Origin of the sequence: Microvirga sp. RSM25, from assembly GCF_044784385.1 — a bacterium.
In the GTDB taxonomy this organism is placed as follows: domain Bacteria; phylum Pseudomonadota; class Alphaproteobacteria; order Rhizobiales; family Beijerinckiaceae; genus Microvirga; species Microvirga tunisiensis.
This window is the reverse complement of the sequence record NZ_CP173039.1, coordinates 3,463,476-3,479,577: the sequence shown is the minus strand read 5'-3', so window position 1 is coordinate 3,479,577 and position 16,102 is coordinate 3,463,476. Positions and strand designations below refer to the sequence as shown.

Sequence of the window (16,102 nt, the reverse complement as noted above, 5' to 3'; positions counted from 1 at the left end):
AGGAGAACGACAATGCCGATCGTAACGATTCAGGTCACCCGCGAGGGTACCAAGCCCGGCGCGAATGCCGTGACCGCCGAGGAGAAGGCCGCTCTGATCAAGGGGGTGAGCGAGGTGCTGCTTAATGTCCTGAACAAGCCTCTCGACTCCACGTTTGTGGTTATCGAGGAGGTGGAGACCGATAACTGGGGTTGGGGCGGGCTGCCGGTTCTGGAGTTTCGCAAGCGAAGGAGGGGCGCGGCGGAGTAAGATGCAGCGATTCGGCGAAGTTCGCCTTCGCGGGTGAAGGCTTTGCAGTCAACCGGACGGGAGTGCCACTATGCCATCCTCAGCCTCACCCCAGACGCTGCTCGAACTGCTTGGTATTGAGGTGCCGATCATCCAGGCGCCGATGGCCGGTGTGTCGTCTCCGGCCATGGCTGCTGCCGTCGCAAACGCCGGTGCGCTGGGTTCGATCGGGATTGGGGCCACGAACGCCGCGGGTGCCCGGCAGATGATGGCAGAGGTCCGCGAACGCTCCAGCGGTCCATTCAATGTCAATGTCTTCTGCCATCAGCCCGCGAAGTCGAATCCTGCCGTCGAAGCCGCCTGGATCGAGCGGCTGCGTCCCGAATTCAATCGCCTTGGTGCCGAGCCTCCGACGGCCCTGACGGAAATCTACAAGAGCTTCGTCGAGGACGATGACATGCTGGCCACACTCTTGGCCGACAAACCCAAGGTCGTGAGCTTCCACTTCGGCGCTCCGCCGCCGGATCGGGTGCGAGCCCTGCGAGATGCCGATATCGTCCTCCTCGGCTCGGCGACCAGCGTTGACGAGGCCCGCATGCTCGTGAGGGCCGGCGTTCATGCCGTGGTGGCGCAGGGCTACGAGGCAGGCGGCCATCGGGGCGTCTTTGATCCTGACGCTCCCGACGACAGGCTCGGCACAATGGCACTGACGCGCCTGCTGGTGCGTCAGCTCGATGTGCCGGTGATTGCTGCCGGTGGCATTATGGATGGCGCTGGCGTGTCGGCCACCCTGCGTCTCGGAGCTGCTGCGGCTCAACTCGGCACGGCCTTTGTCGCGTGCCCGGAATCGCTGGCCGACGCAGGCTACAGAGCAACCTTAGCCAGCGATGCGGCCCATCACACGGTGATGACCCGAGCCATTTCGGGCCGACCGGCGCGGTGCCTTTCCAATCGCTTCACCGCACTCGGACAGGTCATTCCCGCTCATGAGATCCCCGCTTATCCCATTGCATACGATGCCGGGAAGGCCCTCAATGGTGCCGGCAAGTCGGCAGGCGAGCCGGGCTTTGGGGCTCAGTGGGCGGGTCAGGGAGCACCGCTCGCGCGCGTCCTGCCAGCGGCAAACCTCGTGACAACCCTCGCGGCCGAAATGAAGGTGATCTGATCTGCCTGCTTGGAAGCCGCTTGAAGCACCGGCGGCTTGATCGAGCCGCCGAGCCGTCAATGCTGGGCGAATGGCACCGCAAGGAGGCCGAACAGGTAGACGCTCTGCCATCCAGAAGGGATCCGGACTCTTTGCGCTCCGCGATGGCCAAGCGGGCACTAGACCCGGGTTGGCTCCCGGGACGCTCGATCCGCCTTTACGGCCACGACGTTGTACCGGGTGGCAGGTTTGGTTCTTGAGAGCCTGCCAGCCATCTCCCGGCGCGCCGCGTCATAGGCGTCCCACTCGGCCTTGCTCTCAAGCGAGGGGATGGTGACCGTCTCGCCCTGGTCCAAGCCTGCGAGCGCAGCGTCGACCACATCCTGCGCCGACATCACGATCTCCGCAGGGAGATTGCTCACCGGCAGTCCGGCGATATCCCAGAACTCCGTGGCGGTCGCGCCGGGCAGAACCGCTTGGATCCGCACGGCCTTGTCCGCCAGTTCGTGCTGGAGCGACTGGCTGAAGGCCAGGACGAAAGCCTTGGATCCGCCATAGACCCCATTGAGGGTTTCCGGCGAGATGGCCACGATGGACGCAATGTTGATGATCGTACCGCCGCCGCGTGCCACAAAGGCCGGTACGGCTGCGTACGTCAGGCGGGTCAACGCCAGGACGTTCAGCCGGATCATCCGGTCCATCGCGTCGACATCGGAGGCCAGGAGCGGGGCCGCCCCGCCAACGCCGGCGTTGTTCACGAGCATTGCGATTGTGCTGTTCGTCCGCAGGATCGTTTCGACCCGATGCAGATCGGCATCGTTGTTCAGATCAGCCGACACGATCTCGACCGAGCGGCCAGTCTCGCCTCGCAGCCGGGCCGCAAGCTCCTCGAGACGGCTCTGGTTGCGCGCCACTAGGATCAGGTCGTGGCCACGCCGGGCCAGGCGATCGGCATAGATGGCGCCAATGCCGGACGAGGCGCCGGTGATCAGGGCAGTGCCCTGCGCGATCAATGTGCTCATGTGTGGTCTCCCATTGGTTCGTAGTCAAGGCAGAGATTGCTCGGACTCGTATCGACTATCAGTAAGCATTCGTGCCGATTTTTAGAGTTTGACACCATCCTGAGAGCGGTCACCCGCGCTCCGCAGATCCGGCACCGATAATGCGCATGCCTAATGATAACTCCGTCTCAGATCTCTGTTGCAGGCCCCCTTCCACCAACGCAATCGTTCGTGCACGTGTTTCCGGTCGACCAACCGACTTGAAGAAGCTCTCTAGCGCGCGCGGAAAAACAGCGTCATCCGGAAGCGAGAGTTCGTCGACAAAGCCCTTCGTCTCTGCAATGGCGCGCTTGTCGAAGCTCGCGAGACGGGCTGCCAGAGTGTCCACGAACCCGGCGAGTTCAGCGTCCGGAAGAGCACGATTCACATACCCATAGCGTTCCGCGAGGATCCCGGGGAAGTCATCTGCCCCAAGTACGATCTCCAAGGCACGCCCTCGTCCAACCAAACCGGCCAGGCGGGCCATGGGGTTGCCACCCGGCACTGCTCCGATTCCGACCTCGAACTGACCCAGAATTGCACGTTCCGCACTGGCGAAACGCATGTCACAAGCAAGGACGAACTCGCTTCCCGCACCGCGCGCCCGACCGCGCACTTCCGCGATCGATACAACTGGTGCCCGACTCAAGCGAACCATGACGTCAAGCCACGGATGCATCCCGGAAGGTCCAGGCGCCATTCCGATCGTCTTCGCCTTGTCGACGAGAACGTCGTAGTGCGCCAGGTAGAAGTCGGGATCAAGGCTGTCGAATACAACAACCTTGACCTCGGTATCGGACTCCAGCTGTTTAACGAGGTCGGAAAGGTCCAGAATCGTGTCTGGATCAATCAAATTGATCGGCGGGTTGCTGAAACTGACGCGCCAGTAGCTTGGTGTATGGCGCGCCACGCGTATCTGTCGGAATGACATAGAATTCTCCCTTCTGTGACGGCTCCGTGATCGACCTATCAGCTTTGTGAGCACCCGCCGACGTCATGGTGCGGTGACTCGGAAGAAAAAAGCCTAGCCAAAATTCGCTTGTGGTCGGGGTTGCGAGCGGTAGATGGGCGCTCCGTGAGGAGCACCAGTTGCTCCGCCGTCGACGACAATTTCAGCACCCATCATGTTCGACGAGTCGGCGGAAGCAAGGAAGAGAGCGGCAGCCGCAACTTCCTCAGGTCTCCCCATGCGGCCGAGTGGGATCGTATTGCCGATTCGTCTCTCAAGTTCAGCCATCGCGCCAGCGTCCGGTGCCAGCGGATTCCAGATTGCCGTTTGAGTTCCTCCGGGCGTGACTTGATTGACCCGGATACCCTTTGGGGCAAATTCCGCAGCCAGCACGCGCGTCATGGAGCGAACCGCGCCCTTGGTGGCGGCATAGGCCGAGTAGCCTGGCACGCCCAGAGCCGCGTGGACTGATCCATTAAGAATGATCGATGCTCCTTCCCGCAGATGGGGAGCGGCCGCCTGGACGGTGAAGAAAACACTGGTGAGATTGGTCGTGATGATGTCCTGAAACGTGTCGAAACTTGTTTCGCCCACCGGTGTGGGGCGGCCGATGCCGGCATTCGCAAAGACGATATCGAGGCTTCCAAAAGCCGCCACGATGTCAGCGATCGCTCGATCGATGGATGAGATCTCCCTGAGGTCAACCCGAATCGGCACGGCGTTTGGCCCAAGCTCGTGCACAGCAGCGGCGAGCGATGGCTGATTACGGCCGGTAATCGCCACCCTCGCACCTTCAGCAACGAACAGCCGTGCCGTTGCAAGACCGATGCCGCTGCTGCCGCCCGTGATGAGAGCCGTCTTTCCATTCAGTCGCATGGCGAGATCCTTCTAGCTTGATGATGACACCAGAATTTGTGCGCTGTGGGCGCTGATCCGGCCGAACCACAGGTTAGGACGGCACCATCTGAACGATGTTGTTGCGATGTTCACCGCCTGTCTTCGCAAGACGACGGTGTCCCGATCTGATGTAGAGTTGGCAGACGTAGCGAGCTTGCTTGTGCCAGCCTCCCAGCGCGTGCCATGACCCCCATCGAGCATTGCTGGCATCACTGCACGCTCCCGATTGAGGAAGGTGAGGTGGGGCCGCATGATCCCTCCTCCTTGACCAGGGTCGCGATCAGCTCACCTGTCGTTACGATGGCATGGGCAAAGGTGGGACCGTTCAGGTGATGGGCAGCGTGCATCATGTCAGGGTGGAAAGCGGCGGTAGCGTCCTTCACGAGTGTGACGTGATAACCGAGTTCCATCGCAAAACGGGCGGTGGACTCAATGCAGGTGTTCGCCAACAGGCCGACGACGATCACATGTGTGATCCCCTTCTGCTTCAGGCGGAAGTCGAGGTCGGTGTTGGCAAAGCCGCTCTGGCCCCAATGCTCCTGAACGACAATATCGCCTTCTTTGGGCGCGAGATCAGGATGCCACTCACCACCCCATTCACCGCGCGCAAAGCTGTGGCGTCGCATGATGAGGCGTTGGGTCGGATTCGGGTGATCCCAATCCTCATAGTCTCCTGGCTCCCAGCGGCGGTGTGGCACGATGAAGACCGGAATGCCGACGCTACGCACGGCACGGTCTAGTGCGCGTAGGTTGTCGAGGAGGCCCACTTCGGTGGCGATGGGCTCAACAGAGGGATAAATCTTGCCGCCTTCCGATAGGAAGTCGTTGTATGGATCAACCAGCAAATAAGCGGTGCGCTCAAGAGGATAGCCGGTATCAGGCATGGTGCGCCTCCTGAAAGCAGGACACAGTATTGCTCCTGTCGCGTTGAGGCTGTATACGACTATGAAATTCATAGTGTCAAGTCCCTATGAAAAAGAGAGTAACATGACGATGGAGAACCACACCGAGCTGGATACCCTTTGTCCGGTCGCCCGAGCAGAGACAATTGTCGGGGATCGCTGGACCGTCTTGGTGCTGCGGGAACTCTTCATAGGCAGCCACCGGTTCGACGAGATTCAGGCGCAAACCGGAGCAACGCCACAGATGGTAACGGCCCGCCTGAAGAAGCTGGAGGCCGATGGCCTGATCGAGCGTCGGCCCTACAGCCAACGGCCGCTGCGCTATGATTACCACCTCACCGAAAAGGGTAGGGCATTCAATCCCGTGATCCTCGCACTGCGTGCTTGGGGCGAGACTTGGTGCAAAGCTCCCGGTGAGAGCTTGGCCGTTCATCTCACACACCGCGTGTGCGGCAAGCCCGCTGGGCTGGGCCCGAGTTGTGAGGCTTGCGGTCAGCCACTGCAGCGCGAAGACCTGATTGCCGAGCAGAGTCCCGCATACCAAGGAGAGCGCAAAGCGCGGTGGGAGGCATTTAAGAGCCGCCGGTGAAGCCCACCGGAGTGGAGGAGGCGGATGGCCGCGCACGAACTGCGAGCAAACCGCTTCCCTTCCACGAGGGCGATGGATGGTCCTCTCCCATCGGATCGTCTGGTCTGCCGCGTTCTTATGCATCCTTTAGATCCCGTGGTTTCACCAATCCTGCGACGAGATCGATTGCGAGGGCGAGCAGAAGGGAGCCCGCTCCCAAGCCGAAAAGGACCCGATAATTTCCACCCGTGTGGTTGAAGAGGAGCGACATGCCGTAGGCGGCGAGCGCCTGGCATATCGCAAAGCAAACTGTCGCTTTGCTCCAAGCACTTTTTCTGAGCAGCCGCATGAGAATGCAGCAACTCGTGGATGCGCCCCAGAACGAGAGGAACGATCCCTGGCGTAAACGCACCAACAATGACACTCGATATGATCAGCCAAGTCGAGCCAAGGCCAAAGGCCGGCAATGCGACAGCCATCGCCTGAATGAGGTAGGCGAGGCGAAGCGCAGGTCCGAAGCCGGTACGATCGGCCAGGTGCCCACTGAGAATTGGGCCAATGCCAGCGCCCAGTCCGAAAAGGACCCAGAATTGGGCTCCAGCATCCAAACCTTGACCCAACCCCCGGGCCACGAAGTCAACCAAGAAGATCATATGCGGCACGAGGCCCACCGCATTGAGCGCATATGACGTATAGAGCGCCCGCAAGGTCGTCGTTGCATGGACAGGATGGATCGCCTTCTGCCCAGGGGACATATCGGCAGCGTGTCCCGGCCAACCAGTCCAAGCGACGAGTGTCAGGATCAGTGAGAGCACCCCGAGACCGATCCAAACGTGGGGCAATCCCTGCCGCAAGAGCAGAGGAACAAGCGTGCCTGAAGCCGCAATTCCGAGGCCAATCCCCATGAAGATGGCACCGCTGGCGATCCCGCGGCGTGACTGCGGGACGTGCGGCAAGACCGTCGGAGCCGCCAAAACCATTAGCACTCCGCCGGAGAGGCCAGAGACGAAGCGCCAGACGAAGAACCAAACGAAGTTAACCGGCCAGGCGCAAGCAAAGAAGGTCAGGGTCGCCAGCACCATCACTCCGCGTAGCGCGGCAGCAGCGGGCACATGCGCGACCAGTGGACCCGCCAGTAACGCACCGGCTAGGTACCCCGTGAGGTTGGCCGCGCCGAGAAAAGCGGCATCCGAAGCGGTAAACCAATCACCAGCGACAATTGCCGGCAACAGCGGCGTGTAGGCAAACCGAGCCAAGCCGATGCCCACAAGACTGGCACAGAGACCAGCAAGAATCAGGGGCCAGTTCCCAGGTGCTCGCTGCTTGGCGCTGTTGGCAACGATCTTGGACATCTTGACGTCCTCCATGGCCGACCCTTGATCAGCCTCCAGACGCTGGACCTGGAACGTTAGGATCAAGTCGGCTTTGGACTATTCATATTTGGCTTCGGCAGGGCGCCATGCTCAGGTGACCTTTCGTGACGCCACCCGCCGTAAGAGGCATCATCTGCCCTGGTCAGCTGGTAGAGCCGCGATGAGTTCCTGGGTGTACAGTATGGCATGCGCATACGTCGGGCCATTTAATTCATGCGCCGCATGCATCATTTCCTTTGTGAATGCGGCCGTCGCATCCCGCACCAAGGTGACATGAAAGCCGAGTTCCATTGCATAACGGCCGGTCGACTCGATGCAGGTATTGGCAAGCAGCCCGACGACGATGACGTGGGTGATCCCATGCTGCCGCAGCTGCTGATCGAGATCGGTGTTAGCAAATCCGCTCTGCGCCCAATGCTCCTTGACGACAATGTCTCCAGCGCGTGGCGCAAAGTCCGGATGCCATTCACCACCCCATTCTCCACGGGCGAATGAGTGCCGTTTCATGATCCCGATCTGAGTCGGGTTAGGATGGCACCAACACTCATAATCGCCCGGCTCCCAGCGGCGGTGCGGAACGATGAAGACTTTCATGCCAGCGCTTCGCACCGCCTGATTGATGCGCTTCAGGTTCTCAATAAGGCCTACTTCCTCCGCAACCTCTCTCACCCTGGGCCAAATCTTCCCGCCCTCGGACAGGAAATCGTTATACGGATCAACGAACAAGAGCGCCGTCGATTGTTTGCTATAGGTGGGCTGGGACATAGCAACCTCCATCAACCTACCAGCCGGGGAGCGCGGTTTCGCAATGCCGCGCGCTCGATGCTTGCAGCGAAGAGCGGCGTCTCACCCCGATTGTGGGCGATCGACATGGGCTGGCGCTGCGCGCGGAACACGTCGAACGGGATGCCCTGACGATCAAGGAATGACTTGAAGTCGTCCGTCGCGGTGGTCCGGACGTGATTCGTGAACTCGCACCGTTCACCATCAATCGCTTTGACGCTCATTTCCCAGAGAACCTTGATCGTGGTCCTTCCCGTGGGAGTAAAGATGTCGGAGATCGACTCCAGGACCAGGTGATCTTTGTTCCCCAAGGTCTCCACATAATGCTGGACCATAAGACTGCCACCAATGATCTCAACGTTGATCGACATACGCCTTCCGTCGGGCGCTGTCGTGAAACCCGCCGTGATATGGGCGGGAGAACACCCCTGATACTCTTTCTCGCTGAGGGAGAAGCACCACTCAGGGAGGTCGATCCTGTCGATGGGCGCATTGATTGTTGCCGTGAAACTCGAGTTGACGACTTCATAATCTTCCATGATGGACTCCTCGGTTTTGGGAACAGACTCGAAGTACGGCTTAAGCGCTGAACGGGTGTGCCACTGGAGGAGGGCTGCCGAGGTACCCCTCGGCCATTCCTGACCGTGTGACCATGGTATTGAAGGATGCAGCCCCACTCCCGCCCCCAGATCGATGGTGGTCGGCACTCCAGAGGAAGCTGCGAACGAGATCCGCGATCTGATCCGCTGCGGTGTCGAGGGCAAAGTGCCCAGCTTCAAGCATGTGGATTTCGGCGGTTGGCACGTCAGCCTGGTAAGAGGCTGGCTCCGATGTCTCGAATGACGGGTCGTATTTGCCCCATAGAACCATCAGCCTGGGATGAGTGTTGCGCATCCAGGCCTGCCACTCGGGGTAGGAAATAACATTGTGGCGATAATCGTAAAACAGTTCGACTTGGATGTCCGCTTGGCCGGGCTTGTTGAGAAACGCAAACTCATCCGTCCAAAGATCGGGATCGTACAGCTCAACTTGTGGGTCACTGCCAACATGACGCCGGCGGGTGGCCTCAAGTGACAAGAAATTCTGACGGAGTGCTTCCTCATGCTCGGCCCGATTGGCCCAAAAAGCGCGGCGAACGCCCCAAAGATTGCTGAGGCCCGTCTCGTGAGCGACGGCATTCTGCACGATCAGTGAGTCCAATCGCTCAGGATGAGCCATCGCCATTCGAAAGCCGACCGGACCACCGTAATCTTGCATGAAGAGGCTATAGCGGGAGAGCGCCATGACCTCGCTGAACCGGGCCATCACCTGGGCGAGATGGTCGAAGGTATAGGGGAACAGCGTCGGTGCCGGGCAGGCGCTATGGCCGAAGCCTGGATAGTCAGGCGCGATGAGGCGGTATCGGTCAGAGAGGCGTGTCAGCAGTGGCTCGTACATGCGTGACGACGACGGAAACCCGTGAAGAAGCAGGATCACGGGCGCGTTCTGGTCCCCGGCCTCGCGATAGAAAATGGGAAGCCCATCCACGCTGACAGTGCGGTACATCGTTGGGTAGCTCATCACGATCACATCCGATTGACATCGATAAGGGCCTGCGCAAAGGCGTGCGGCGCTTCCTGCGGCAGGTTGTGTCCGATGCCGCCGCGGATTGTCCGATGCTCGTACTTGCCGGCGAACTTCCGGGCGTAATCCATGGGATCCGGGTGCGGGGCGCCGTTTGCGTCGCCTTCGAGCGTAATCGTTGGAACCGAGATGGCCGGCGCCGCGGCCAGGAATTTCTCCATCTCATCGTACTGCGCCTCGCCATCTGCGAGGCCGAGACGCCACCGGTAATTATGGATCACAATCGCCACATGGTCGGGATTGTTGAAGGCTTCCGCACTGCGTTCGAATGTAGCGTCGGTGAACTTCCAATCCGGGGAGGCAGTCTGCCAAATCAAACGTGCAAAGTCGCGCGTGTTAGCCTGGTAGCCGGCCCGCCCGCGCTCCGTTGCGAAGTAGTATTGGTACCACCAGGACAACTCTGCCTGCGGAGGGAGAGGCTTCCGGTTGGCGGCCTGGCTGCCAATCAGATAGCCACTGACCGAGACCATGGCTTTGCAACGATCCGGGCGGAGTGCTGCCACGATGTTCGCGGTCCGAGCACCCCAGTCGTAGCCCGCGATGACTGCGCTCTGGATCTTCAGGGCATCCATCAGCGCGAGGACATCACTGGCCAACGCAGCCTGCTGGCCATTTCGCGGGATCTCGCTTGCACGGAACCGTGTGGAACCGTAACCCCGCAGATACGGTACAATCACTCTGAAGCCTTGGGCTTCCAGCAGAGGCACGACCTCGGCATAACTGTGGATGTCGTAGGGCCAGCCATGAAGCAGAACGACCGGTATGCCGCCGGCCGGACCTGCCTCGACATAGCCGATGTTGAGCGGTCCGGCATCGATCTGCTTCAGCTGACGAAACGAGGTGTCAGTTCGCGGTGATGCGGGCTGTGCCGCTGCCGTGGTGGGGATGCCGAGTTCGGCCGCAGCAGCGAACATTGCGGCGGTGCTGATAAACCGTCGACGATCGAGATCGTTGGATTGCGCTCGCGCGATGCACTTCATCGTCCTTACTCCTCGACTGAAACGGGATGGATGCTAGACGGCGAGGGTAGTCCTCACGTCGATGTTGCCGTGGGTTGCCCGCGAGTAGGGGCAGAGGGTGTGAGCCTCGTCGACAAGCGCTTGGGCCACATCGCGGGCCAAACCGGGAAGGCTGACATTCAGCCGAGCGCCAAGGGTGTAAAAGCCGTTCACCAGACTGAGATCCACTTCCGCATCGATCGCGAAACCAGGCGGAAGGGTGACTTTGCTTCGTCGAGCGGCGATACCAATTGCGCTTTCGAAGCATGCGGACCAGCCTGCCGCGAACAGCTGCTCAGGGTTCGTGCCGGTGCCGTGTCCGCCGGGCGGGGACAGGCGGATGTCGAGATTGCCATCCGAACTCCGGGAGGATCCGCCCTCGCGCCCACCCGTCGTATGAACCTTGGCGGTGTAAATGAGCTTGGTTTGCTGGTGCTGGTTCATGATGTTCTCTCCACGGACAATGGCAGGTCGGCAACGGATGGGTGGCACTGGGTTGGTGGGCCACCCACGCTGTTATCAGGCACGGAAGGAGCGAAACGCGGCACGCAGTTCGGCGCTGAAGAGCTCCGGTTGCTCCCAGGCCGCAAAGTGCCCGCCCTTTGGGAGCCGATTGAAGTGAATGAGCTTCGGGAAGGCTTTCTCCGCCCAGCTCCTCGGCGCCGCGTAGATTTCGTCCGGAAAGACACTGACGGCGACCGGAATTTTGATGAGCTTCGGCGCAAAGAAGGCGAGCTTATTCTCCCAGTAGAGGCGGGCCGACGAGACTGCCGTCCCCGTCAGCCAATAGAGCGTGATGTTGTCGAGGATATCGTCTCGGGTCAGGCCCTCGGTGTGGCCCTCGAAGACCCGGGATATAAGCGCATAGCTGCGCGCGTCGTGGTCGAGCATCCAGGCCGCCAGTCCCACCGGCGAGTCTTCGAGCGCGTACAGGGTCTGTGGGCGGTTTGCCATTTCCTGGGCGTAGCCCAGACCATGCTTGTAGAAGAAGTCGAGCTGATCAAATGCATTCTTCTCGTCTGGGGACAGGCCGGCCGGTGCAGGGCCGCCAGCGGCGAGGATTGTAGCGATATCGTCCGGCACGGTTGCCGGCATGTTCGTGTGGATGGCAAGTAACTCCGGTGGGGCCTGCAACGCCATCTGCTCCGAGACGGCATCACCCCAGTCGCCTCCCTGGGCGACAAATTTCGTGTATCCAAGTTGCTTCATCAGCGTCGTCCAGGCGCGAGCAATCCGCTGAGGATCCCAGCCGGTCGCCGTAGGCTTTGCCGAGAATCCATGACCCGGAAGTGACGGGATCACCACATCGAAGGCTTCCTCCGGCGCTCCGCCATGCGCGGTCGGATCCGTCAGCGGCCCCACGACTTTGAGCTGCTCGATCAGCGAGCCAGGCCAACCATGCGTGATGATGATGGGCAAAGCATTCGGATGCTTCGAGCGGACATGAATGAAATGGATATCCAATCCATCAATCTGTGTAAGGAACATCGGCACGGCGTTCAGCCGTGCCTCAACCTTCCGCCAGTCGTGATCGGTCTGCCAGTACTGAGCGAGCTTGCGCATGGTCCCGAGCTGAACACCCTGCGTCGCGTCGGTAACCAGCTCTTTCGTTGGCCACTTTGTAGCAGCAATCCGCCGGCGAAGATCGGCAAGCGCTTCATCAGGAAACGAGACCTGAAATGGGCGGATCTCGCCCGATGCCGCCCTAAGCGACACAGGCATCATCGTCGCAGCGCCCGCGGCGGCGGCGGCCACAAGGACATCGCGGCGGGTGGAGGATCTATCGCTTTCCGACATAATCGTTCTCCTCTAAAACCAAAGATCTGTCTGGGTGAGGCTGATCAACGCGATTATGCTCGGTCATGGTTGGCTGGGAGCCTATTGCACCATGGTATCGCCGATACCTTGATATCGGCCGACACCTGCGGTTCTCTGGCCAAATACCGGCTTGACAAGTCCAGAAATCGATCAAACCGATACCAAGGTGTTATGCGTCTCCGGTGGCCGAGCGGCGTATTCTCTACCCATAAGCAGGGAACGGCGCTCACTTTGAGGGAAATAACATGGCAAAGCTAACGCAGCCGATCCCATTTGCAGGTGCCGAGCTGACGCAGGCACGCCACGTCTGTGCTTTCTTCAATAGCGAAGATGAAGAGTATCGTGTTCTCCTGCCATTCATTAAGGACGGCTTCGACTGCGGCCACAAAGCAGTCCATGTTCTCAGCCCCGGCCGTCGCGATCGCCATGTCGAGCATTTGGCTGCTGTCGGTATCGACCCCGCGGCAGCACAGGTTAGCGGCCAGCTCGAACTTCGCGACAGCACCCAAACCTATCTTTCCGACGGTCGGTTCGATCAAAACCGTATGCTTCAGACGTTCAAGAGCATCGCTGGAGGCTCGGCTGATGGCACATATCCCATCAGCCGGATTGTTTGCCAGATGGAATGGGCCAACTGTCATCCGTCGTGCATCCACGACCTGATCGAGTTTGAAGCACGGGTCAATGATGTCTGGTGCCAGCATGACGACGCCGTTATCTGCGTCTATGATCTCGCGAAGTTCAGCGGCGACACCGTGATGGACGTGATACGAACCCATCCCATGATCATCGTTGGCGGCATTCTTCAGCAGAACCCCTTCTTCGTGCCCCCACAGGAGTTTCTTCAGGAGCTGTATCAGCGACGGGCCGAGCAGGCACGACATTCTTCAACGGTAGGATGATCATGCACGCTGACGTTCATCGTAACGAGAACAAGCGACTGCAGCGCTGCATCAGCGACCTGGTTAGTCTCATGGCGCTACCGGCAATGTGGGTCGGCCGGGATCCCGCTCAAATCGCCGAGAGCTTGCTTGACTCAGTTTTCAGTATGCTCGATCTCGACTTTGCCCACCTGCACCTCATGAGCGTGGACACCGAGGGGCCAGTCGAAGCGGCACGCCTATCGAATTGGGCAAGAAGCATCGACTCTCAGGCGGGGTTTGGATCGCTGTTTAAACCTTGGGCCAGCACCGAAGCACACGACTGGCCGCAGCAGCTTACAGTAGGAGGCAGGAGTCTCGCAGTCCAAGCCGTGCGTCTCGGCTTGCTCGGAGAGTTCGGACTACTGCTGGTTGGGGCATGCCGATCCGATTTTCCGAACGTGACTGAGAACCTCCTCTTGAATGTCGCTGCCAACCAGGCAGCGATCGGATTACAATCGTCCTGGCAGTTAAGCGAGCAGAAGCGGCTTGCCCAAGAACTCGATCAGCGGGTCCACGCACGAACCCGGGAGCTTTTCGAAGCCAACCAAGAACTGCGGCGAAGAGAGCTCGATTTCCAGTTAGTGGTCGACAGTATTCCCGTGCAGGTCGCTGTTACAACGCCGGAGGGTGAAGTCGAAGGCGTCAACCGGCCGACGATGGACTATTTCGGCAGGACATTCGATGAGCTAAAAGAATGGAAGGTTTCAGAGCTTGTTCATCCCGACAACCTCGAAAGGACGATCCGCGCGCAGCGCGCTGCCCATGAAGCTGGACAGAGTTACAACGTGCAAAGCCGACATCGCCGCTACGATGGGACCTTTCGTTGGTTCAACGTCCTCGGTTTGCCGCTGCGTGACCCACGAGGGAAGATTCTCCGCTGGTTTCATCTCATCATTGACATAGACGATCAAAAGCGCGCGGAAGAGGCGCTCGCTGTGAGCGAAAGCAACCTTGCGCAAATCGTGAACACGATCCCGGGTCTTGCATGGTCAGCCCAGACCGATGGTTCCGCTGAGTTCTTCAACCACCATTTCCTCAACTATCTCGGGATCTCCCTAGATGAGGCGTGTGGCGCAGGGTGGATGCAGTCAGTCCATCCGGATGATGTGCCGGGATTGCTTGCGACATGGAGCAACATACTGACCTCAGGTCGGCCGGGCGAGGCGGAGGCGCGTCTCAGGCGCTTCGACGGCGGGTATCGCTGGTTCCTATTCCGGGCCAATCCGCTCCATGACGAATCCGGTCAGGTCACCAAGTGGTTTGGCGTCAACACCGATATCGACGATCTCAAACGAACCGAGGAAGCGTTGCGGGCTAGCGAGTGGAATCTCAGGCGTCTGACAGAGACCATCCCTCAAATGCTGTGGAGCGCCAATCCGGACGGGACGATCGATTACTGTAACTCACGGTTGCTGGATTATACTGGATTCACGGTAAACGAGGTCATGGGCGATGGCTGGCAGAAGCTGATCCATCCGGACGATCTCGACCAAGCTGCGCTGGCCTGGATTACGAGTGTCGCGACCGGCACGGCCTACCAAGTCGAAGCGCGTCTCATCCACGCTGCCGACCAATCGTATCGCTGGTGTCTGACAACTGGGCTCCCACTGCGTGATGAGGAAGGGCGGATTCTGAAATGGCACGGTGTCTGCGTCGACATGCACGATTGGAAGGAAGCGCAAGACGAACTACGCGAGACACAGGCCGAGCTTGCTCACGTCACGCGGGTCATGACTATGGGTCAGCTCACGGCGTCAATCGCGCATGAGCTGAACCAACCTCTTGCTGGCATCATGACGAACGCCGGGACAGGGCTACGCATGCTGACTGCCGAGCCACCGAACGTTAGCGGAGCTCGCGAAACGGCACGCAGAACGATCAGGGACGCCCAACGCGCCTCTGAAGTGATCGCCCGGCTCCGCGCGCTTTTCGTCAAGCGGGATACAGCCTCGGAGATTGTTGACCTGAACACGGCAGTACATGAAGTCGTCGCATTATCGTTGAACGAGCTACAGAGAAACGGTACCAGTATTCGTGTGAGTCTCGCGGCCAATCTGCCTTACGTAATAGGCGATCGCGTTCAACTTCAGCAGGTAGTTCTCAACTTCATCCTGAATGCTGCCGAATCCATGGCTGAAGTGCAGAATCGGGCAAAGGAGATTGTGGTCTCCACCGAGGTCGAAGCAAGTGGCAATGTCAGAGTAGCGGTCAAAGATGCAGGCAGCGGTTTCGATCCGGCATTGGTGGAGAGGCTCTTCGCCCCGTTCTACACGACTAAAAGCAATGGCATGGGTATCGGCCTTTCAGTTAGCCGAACCATTGTTGAGCAGCATCAGGGCCGCCTCTGGGCCGAGCCAAACGATGGCTCGGGTTCAACGTTTTGCTTCTCCGTTCCCTCAACACTAGCAGTCGAGCCTGCCAAAGCCCCTATGTACCTTCCGCCACGTCTGGCGGATGTGATCGGAAAACTATGATGCAACAGCGCGAGTATATTGCAGTTGTCGATGATGACGAGTCTGTTCGTGAGTCGCTGCCGGATCTCATCGGGGTATTCGGTCACAAGGCTGTGGCATTCGCGTCTGCGAATGAATTCCTAGCATCAGACATCGTTGATCAGGTAAAATGCCTGGTGCTCGACATCGCCATGCCGGGAATGTCGGGAATCGAGCTCCAGCGCGAACTGGCGCGCGAAGGGCGGACGGTCCCGATTGTCTTCATCACGGCGCACGGAGACGAACAGGTGTGTCATCGTCTGCGCCAGAGCGGGTCAGTCGAATGCCTCCTGAAGCCCTTCACGGATACTGCACTGCACGATGCTCTCGATGCTGTACTTCGCCCAGGGGCATCGGCCTAAAG

17 protein-coding genes and 1 pseudogene are annotated in these 16,102 nt (G+C 59.7%); 6 read left to right on the top strand and 12 right to left on the bottom strand.

Going from position 1 to position 16,102, the window contains the following annotated elements:
• Positions 1 to 12 precede the first annotated feature (12 nt).
• Together ACD578_RS16615 and ACD578_RS16610 are read left to right on the top strand one after the other, a co-directional pair.
• Positions 13 to 249 (top strand): 4-oxalocrotonate tautomerase family protein, encoded by a 237-nt coding sequence (locus ACD578_RS16615; RefSeq protein WP_404286688.1) that lies wholly within the window; start codon positions 13 to 15, stop codon positions 247 to 249.
• Between the two features lie 70 nt (positions 250 to 319).
• Positions 320 to 1,393: an NAD(P)H-dependent flavin oxidoreductase gene (locus ACD578_RS16610; RefSeq protein ID WP_404286686.1), complete on the top strand. Its 1,074-nt coding sequence runs from the start codon at positions 320 to 322 to the stop codon at positions 1,391 to 1,393.
• Between the two features lie 158 nt (positions 1,394 to 1,551).
• Here the strand turns inward: ACD578_RS16610 and ACD578_RS16605 are convergent, their stop codons facing one another.
• The 4 genes from ACD578_RS16605 to ACD578_RS16590 form a co-directional block, all read right to left on the bottom strand.
• The gene (locus ACD578_RS16605; protein ID WP_404286684.1) at positions 1,552 to 2,394 is read right to left on the bottom strand and encodes an SDR family NAD(P)-dependent oxidoreductase; all 843 of its coding nucleotides are present in this window, start codon (positions 2,392 to 2,394) and stop codon (positions 1,552 to 1,554) included.
• A 109-nt stretch (positions 2,395 to 2,503) separates the two neighbouring features.
• Positions 2,504 to 3,343 (bottom strand): enoyl-CoA hydratase/isomerase family protein, encoded by an 840-nt coding sequence (locus tag ACD578_RS16600; RefSeq protein ID WP_404286682.1) that lies wholly within the window; start codon positions 3,341 to 3,343, stop codon positions 2,504 to 2,506.
• A gap of 93 nt (positions 3,344 to 3,436) precedes the next feature.
• Entirely contained in the window at positions 3,437 to 4,237 is an 801-nt protein-coding gene (locus ACD578_RS16595; RefSeq protein ID WP_404286680.1) for an SDR family NAD(P)-dependent oxidoreductase, read from the bottom strand.
• Between the two features lie 230 nt (positions 4,238 to 4,467).
• Positions 4,468 to 5,142: an isochorismatase family cysteine hydrolase gene (locus ACD578_RS16590; RefSeq protein WP_404286678.1), complete on the bottom strand. Its 675-nt coding sequence runs from the start codon at positions 5,140 to 5,142 to the stop codon at positions 4,468 to 4,470.
• Between the two features lie 103 nt (positions 5,143 to 5,245).
• Between ACD578_RS16590 and ACD578_RS16585 the strand changes: the two genes are divergently transcribed.
• Positions 5,246 to 5,749: a winged helix-turn-helix transcriptional regulator gene (locus tag ACD578_RS16585; RefSeq protein WP_404286676.1), complete on the top strand. Its 504-nt coding sequence runs from the start codon at positions 5,246 to 5,248 to the stop codon at positions 5,747 to 5,749.
• 115 nt (positions 5,750 to 5,864) lie between these two features.
• Here ACD578_RS16585 and ACD578_RS16580 read toward each other — a convergent pair whose 3' ends face one another.
• The 8 genes and pseudogenes from ACD578_RS16580 to ACD578_RS16545 form a co-directional block, all read right to left on the bottom strand.
• The gene (locus ACD578_RS16580; protein WP_404286674.1) at positions 5,865 to 6,077 is read right to left on the bottom strand and encodes a YbfB/YjiJ family MFS transporter; all 213 of its coding nucleotides are present in this window, start codon (positions 6,075 to 6,077) and stop codon (positions 5,865 to 5,867) included.
• 55 nt (positions 6,078 to 6,132) lie between these two features.
• Positions 6,133 to 7,080 (bottom strand): annotated as a pseudogene (locus ACD578_RS16575) (YbfB/YjiJ family MFS transporter); the annotation flags it as partial.
• A 150-nt stretch (positions 7,081 to 7,230) separates the two neighbouring features.
• Positions 7,231 to 7,866: an isochorismatase family cysteine hydrolase gene (locus ACD578_RS16570; RefSeq protein WP_404286672.1), complete on the bottom strand. Its 636-nt coding sequence runs from the start codon at positions 7,864 to 7,866 to the stop codon at positions 7,231 to 7,233.
• Positions 7,867 to 7,877: 11 nt separating this feature from the next.
• Entirely contained in the window at positions 7,878 to 8,423 is a 546-nt protein-coding gene (locus ACD578_RS16565) for a hypothetical protein (protein ID WP_404286670.1), read from the bottom strand.
• A gap of 40 nt (positions 8,424 to 8,463) precedes the next feature.
• A complete protein-coding gene (locus ACD578_RS16560; RefSeq protein WP_404293905.1) occupies positions 8,464 to 9,444 on the bottom strand; it encodes an alpha/beta fold hydrolase in 981 nt (326 codons plus the stop codon).
• 5 nt (positions 9,445 to 9,449) lie between these two features.
• Positions 9,450 to 10,487, bottom strand: coding sequence for an alpha/beta fold hydrolase (locus ACD578_RS16555; RefSeq protein ID WP_404286668.1), 1,038 nt, complete (start codon positions 10,485 to 10,487; stop codon positions 9,450 to 9,452).
• A gap of 33 nt (positions 10,488 to 10,520) precedes the next feature.
• Positions 10,521 to 10,949, bottom strand: coding sequence for an organic hydroperoxide resistance protein (locus ACD578_RS16550; protein ID WP_404286666.1), 429 nt, complete (start codon positions 10,947 to 10,949; stop codon positions 10,521 to 10,523).
• Between the two features lie 75 nt (positions 10,950 to 11,024).
• Positions 11,025 to 12,230 carry an epoxide hydrolase family protein gene (locus ACD578_RS16545; protein WP_404293903.1) on the bottom strand — a complete coding sequence of 402 codons (1,206 nt, stop codon included), beginning with the start codon at positions 12,228 to 12,230 and terminating at the stop codon, positions 11,025 to 11,027.
• A 338-nt stretch (positions 12,231 to 12,568) separates the two neighbouring features.
• Here ACD578_RS16545 and ACD578_RS16540 point away from each other — a divergent pair, with 338 nt between their 5' ends.
• The 3 genes from ACD578_RS16540 to ACD578_RS16530 are packed head-to-tail and all read left to right on the top strand — an operon-like array spanning position 12,569 to position 16,100.
• The gene (locus tag ACD578_RS16540; RefSeq protein ID WP_404286664.1) at positions 12,569 to 13,225 is read left to right on the top strand and encodes an MEDS domain-containing protein; all 657 of its coding nucleotides are present in this window, start codon (positions 12,569 to 12,571) and stop codon (positions 13,223 to 13,225) included.
• Positions 13,226 to 13,227: 2 nt separating this feature from the next.
• Entirely contained in the window at positions 13,228 to 15,720 is a 2,493-nt protein-coding gene (locus ACD578_RS16535; RefSeq protein ID WP_404286662.1) for a PAS domain-containing protein, read from the top strand.
• Positions 15,717 to 16,100: a response regulator transcription factor gene (locus tag ACD578_RS16530; protein WP_404286660.1), complete on the top strand. Its 384-nt coding sequence runs from the start codon at positions 15,717 to 15,719 to the stop codon at positions 16,098 to 16,100. The genes ACD578_RS16535 and ACD578_RS16530 overlap by 4 nt, the downstream gene beginning before the upstream one ends.
• Positions 16,101 to 16,102 lie beyond the last annotated feature (2 nt).